The sequence below is a fragment of the Leifsonia sp. genome, assembly GCF_051955155.1.
Lineage (GTDB): Bacteria > Actinomycetota > Actinomycetes > Actinomycetales > Microbacteriaceae > Leifsonia.
In genome coordinates this window covers 1-3,448 of record NZ_JBQCGZ010000033.1, presented here as the reverse complement: position 1 = coordinate 3,448, position 3,448 = coordinate 1, and the positions used below count along the sequence as shown (strand labels likewise).

Sequence of the window (3,448 nt, the reverse complement as noted above, 5' to 3'; positions counted from 1 at the left end):
CGCGAATCGGTCCGGATCGGGACGTTTTTCCTGTGCTCGGCGGCCGGGGGCCGAGGGGGCAGAATGGGGGGATGACGGGCGGCGCTGGCACGGTGGAGCGGATCGGGGCGAGCATCGGGAGGGCCGCGCAGAGCGCGGTCTACCGGGCGGGGGTGAGCGGCAGGCGGCCCGCGGTGCCGGTCGGCTTCGCCGAGCTCGAGCGGCTCGCGGCGCGCAGGATGTCCCGCGCGGCGTTCGCCTACGTCGCCGGGTCCGCCGGGCTGGAGCGGACGGCCGCCGCCAACCTGCGGGCGTTCCGGAGCCGCCGCATCGTGCCGCGCGTGCTGCGGGATGTGGCAGAGCGCGACCTCTCCATCGAGCTGTTCGGCCGGCGGCGCCCCACGCCGCTCCTGCTCGCTCCGATCGGCGTGCTGGAGCTCGCGAGACGCGACGGCGATGTCGCGGCCGCTCGCGCCGCCGCCCGGCTGGGCGTGCCCGCGATGCTCTCCACGCAGGCCTCGGTGCCGATGGAACGGGTCGGCGTCTCGATGGATGCGGTCGCGCCCGGCGCCTCGCGCTGGTTCCAGCTCTACTGGAGCTCGACGCGCGACCTGGTGGCGAGCCTCGTCGCCCGGGCGGAGGCGAGCGGCTGCGAGGCGATCGTCGTGACCCTGGACACGCACCTCCTCGGCTGGCGCCCGCGCGACCTGTCCCTCGGCTACCTGCCGTTCAGCCGCGGCCTCGGCATCGCGCAGTACACCTCGGACCCCGTCTTCCAGCGGCTGGTCCGGGAACGGGTCGCCCAGGAGGCGCCGCGTGAGGCGGCCGCCGTCACCCCGGCCGCGATCGCGACCTTCGCGAGCATCCTGCGCCACCATCCCGGCCCGCTGCGGGACAAGCTCGGCTCCGGCGAGCCGCTGGCCGCGGTCGAGACGTTCCTGGACGTGTTCGCCGACCCGACCCTCGGCTGGGACGACCTGGCGTTCCTGCGCGACCTGACGGATCTGCCGATCGTGCTGAAGGGCATCCTGCACCCCGACGACGCCCGCCGGGCGATCGATGCCGGCGTCGACGCGGTCGCCGTTTCCAACCACGGCGGCCGGCAGATCGACGGGGAGGTCGCGGCCCTGGATGCGCTGCCCGGCGTGCTGGACGCGGTGGCCGGCCGGCTGCCCGTGCTCTTCGACAGCGGGGTGCGCTCCGGCGCGGACGCGCTGATCGCGCTCGCCCTCGGCGCCCGCGCGGTCGCCGTCGGGCGGCCGTACGTCTACGGCCTCGCGATCGCCGGGGAGACGGGCGTGCACGAGGTGCTGCGCAACATCCTCGCCGAGCTCGACATCACGCTGGGGCTCGCGGGCGTCCGCTCCGTCGAGGAACTGACGCCGGACGTGCTCGCGGGAGCGTAGCGCCGTTCGCCGGAGCGGCAGACGCGCCTCAGACGACCGAAGCGCCGATCAGGGCGAGCAGCGCCTGCGCGTACGCGGTCGCGGCGTCGTCCTCCTCGAAGTGCCGCTCCTGGTCGGAGACGACGATCGTCACGCGGTAGCCGTCCGGCGTCCGCGCCAGGTGCCGGAACGCGCCGCCGAGCAGCTCCCTGAGCTGGTCCTCGCGCGGGATCCACAGCGCGTCCTCGACCGCGAGCGAGTCCAGCGCCCACTCGGTCGTGCCGTTGAAGCCGAGGATCGTGCCGGTGTCGAAGTGGTGCGGCTCGATCGTCATCTCGCTCACCGTGAAGTGCTCGCCCGCCATGTCCGGCCGGTCGACCGCGAAGGTGTCGCCGGACGCGGGCTGCCAGCGGAGTCCTGCGCTGCGCAGCAGCCGGGCGAGGTTCTCGTCGATCATGGATGCTCCTCCTCCGTCGTGCGGACGCTCAGTCGGTGACGATCACGATCTTGCCGCGGACGTGGCCTGCCTCCAGCCGGCCGTACGCCTCCCCCGTCCTCTCGATCGGGTAGATCGAGTCGATCGGGAGCACCAGCTCGTTCTCCGCGAGCAGATCCGCCACCTCGGCGAGCTCGTCGTTGCCCGCGGCGTAGCCTCCGACCGTCTGCGCGCCCTGCGCGGCCGGTCCGAACGCCGCGATCGTGTTGATCCGCTCCACGGGCACGCCGAGCTCCAGCCCGGCCTCGATCGTGTCCGGGCCGTGGTTGTCGAGCACGGCGGTCAGCCGCTCGCCGTCGTCCAGCAGCTCGCGCACCCGGTCGACGAGACCGTCGCCGTAGGTCACCGGGATGACGCCGAGCGTCTCCAGGAACTCGTGGTTCTCCTCGCCCGCCGTCCCGATCACGGTCGCGCCCGCGCGCACGGCCAGCTGCGCGGCCAGCACACCGACCCCGCCGGCCGCGGCGCTCACGAGCACGATGTCGTGCTCGCCGAGGCCGAGCGAGCGCGTGCTCGCCATCGCGGTCCGCGCCACGACGCCGAGCGAACCGGCCACCTCGAAGGTCAGCGCCTCCGGCTTCCCGATCACCTGCCCGTCGGCGGGCACCACGACGAAGTCCGCGATCGCCGCGAACGGCGCCGTCCCGAGCACCGCATCCCCCGCGTGGAAGCGCGTCACGCCGTCGCCGACGTCCTCGACGAAGCCGGCGAAGTCCTGGCCGATGCCGCTCGGCAGCGTCACGCCCATGCGCGCCGCGGCCTGCTCGCTGCGGTACGCCTTCACGTCCATCGGGTTGAGCCCTGCGGCCATCACCCGCACCAGGAGCTGGCCGGGGCCCGGCCACGGCCGTTCGCGATCGACCACCGTCAGGTAGTCGCGGGAGCCGAACTCCGCGAACTGGACGAATCTGGGCATGCAGCGCTCCTTTCCTCCGTAGAAGGGAGCCTACGCCCGCGCGCGGGCCGACATTTGGCACAAGTGTCGAGTCCGACCGCAGCGGTGACGAACATTTGGCACAAAAGTCGAGTCCGACTGCAGCGGTGACGAACATTTGGCACAAATGTCGAGTCCGACCGCAGCGGTGACGAACATTCGGCGCAAATGTCGCGCCTGGGATGCGGCGGATCAGCCGAAGAGGAGCGCCGCCTCCTCGTAGCGCGCGTCCGGGACCGTTTTGAGGCCGCCGGTGGCGTCGGCGATCGAGACGTTGACGACGTCGGTGCCGCGCAGCGACACCATCGATCCCCAGCGTCCCTCGTACGCGGCGTCGACAGCGGCCATGCCGAGCCGGGTGGCGAGCACGCGGTCGTAGGCGCTCGGGACGCCGCCGCGCTGCATGTGGCCGAGGACGGTCGCGCGGGACTCGATCCCGGTGCGCTCCTCGATCATCGGCGCGAGCATCTCGCCGATGCCGCCGAGCCGCGGGCGGTTGAACGCGTCCAGGCCCTTGTGCGAGTGCGCCTCCTCCATCGTGTCGAGGTGGAAGCCCTCGGAGACGACGATCACGGGCGCGCGGCCGCGGTCGCGCACCGACTCCACCCACTCGCAGATCTGCTCGATCGACTGCGGCTGCTCCGGGATGAGGAT

At 72.9% G+C, this 3,448-nt stretch carries 4 protein-coding genes; 1 reads left to right on the top strand and 3 read right to left on the bottom strand.

What is annotated here, in order from left to right:
• The first annotated feature begins 71 nt into the window (after nucleotides 1-71).
• Nucleotides 72-1,385 carry an alpha-hydroxy-acid oxidizing protein gene (locus ACTHMF_RS03250; RefSeq protein ID WP_440316275.1) on the top strand — a complete coding sequence of 438 codons (1,314 nt, stop codon included), beginning with the start codon at nucleotides 72-74 and terminating at the stop codon, nucleotides 1,383-1,385.
• A gap of 28 nt (nucleotides 1,386-1,413) precedes the next feature.
• Here ACTHMF_RS03250 and ACTHMF_RS03245 read toward each other — a convergent pair whose 3' ends face one another.
• From ACTHMF_RS03245 to ACTHMF_RS03235, 3 genes are all read right to left on the bottom strand, one after another.
• Nucleotides 1,414-1,821, bottom strand: coding sequence for a hypothetical protein (locus ACTHMF_RS03245; protein WP_314147639.1), 408 nt, complete (start codon nucleotides 1,819-1,821; stop codon nucleotides 1,414-1,416).
• Between the two features lie 28 nt (nucleotides 1,822-1,849).
• Nucleotides 1,850-2,776, bottom strand: coding sequence for an NADP-dependent oxidoreductase (locus ACTHMF_RS03240; RefSeq protein WP_440316274.1), 927 nt, complete (start codon nucleotides 2,774-2,776; stop codon nucleotides 1,850-1,852).
• A 210-nt stretch (nucleotides 2,777-2,986) separates the two neighbouring features.
• The coding region (locus ACTHMF_RS03235) for a 6-phosphofructokinase (protein WP_440316273.1) at nucleotides 2,987-3,448 on the bottom strand (462 nt) is incomplete at its 5' end.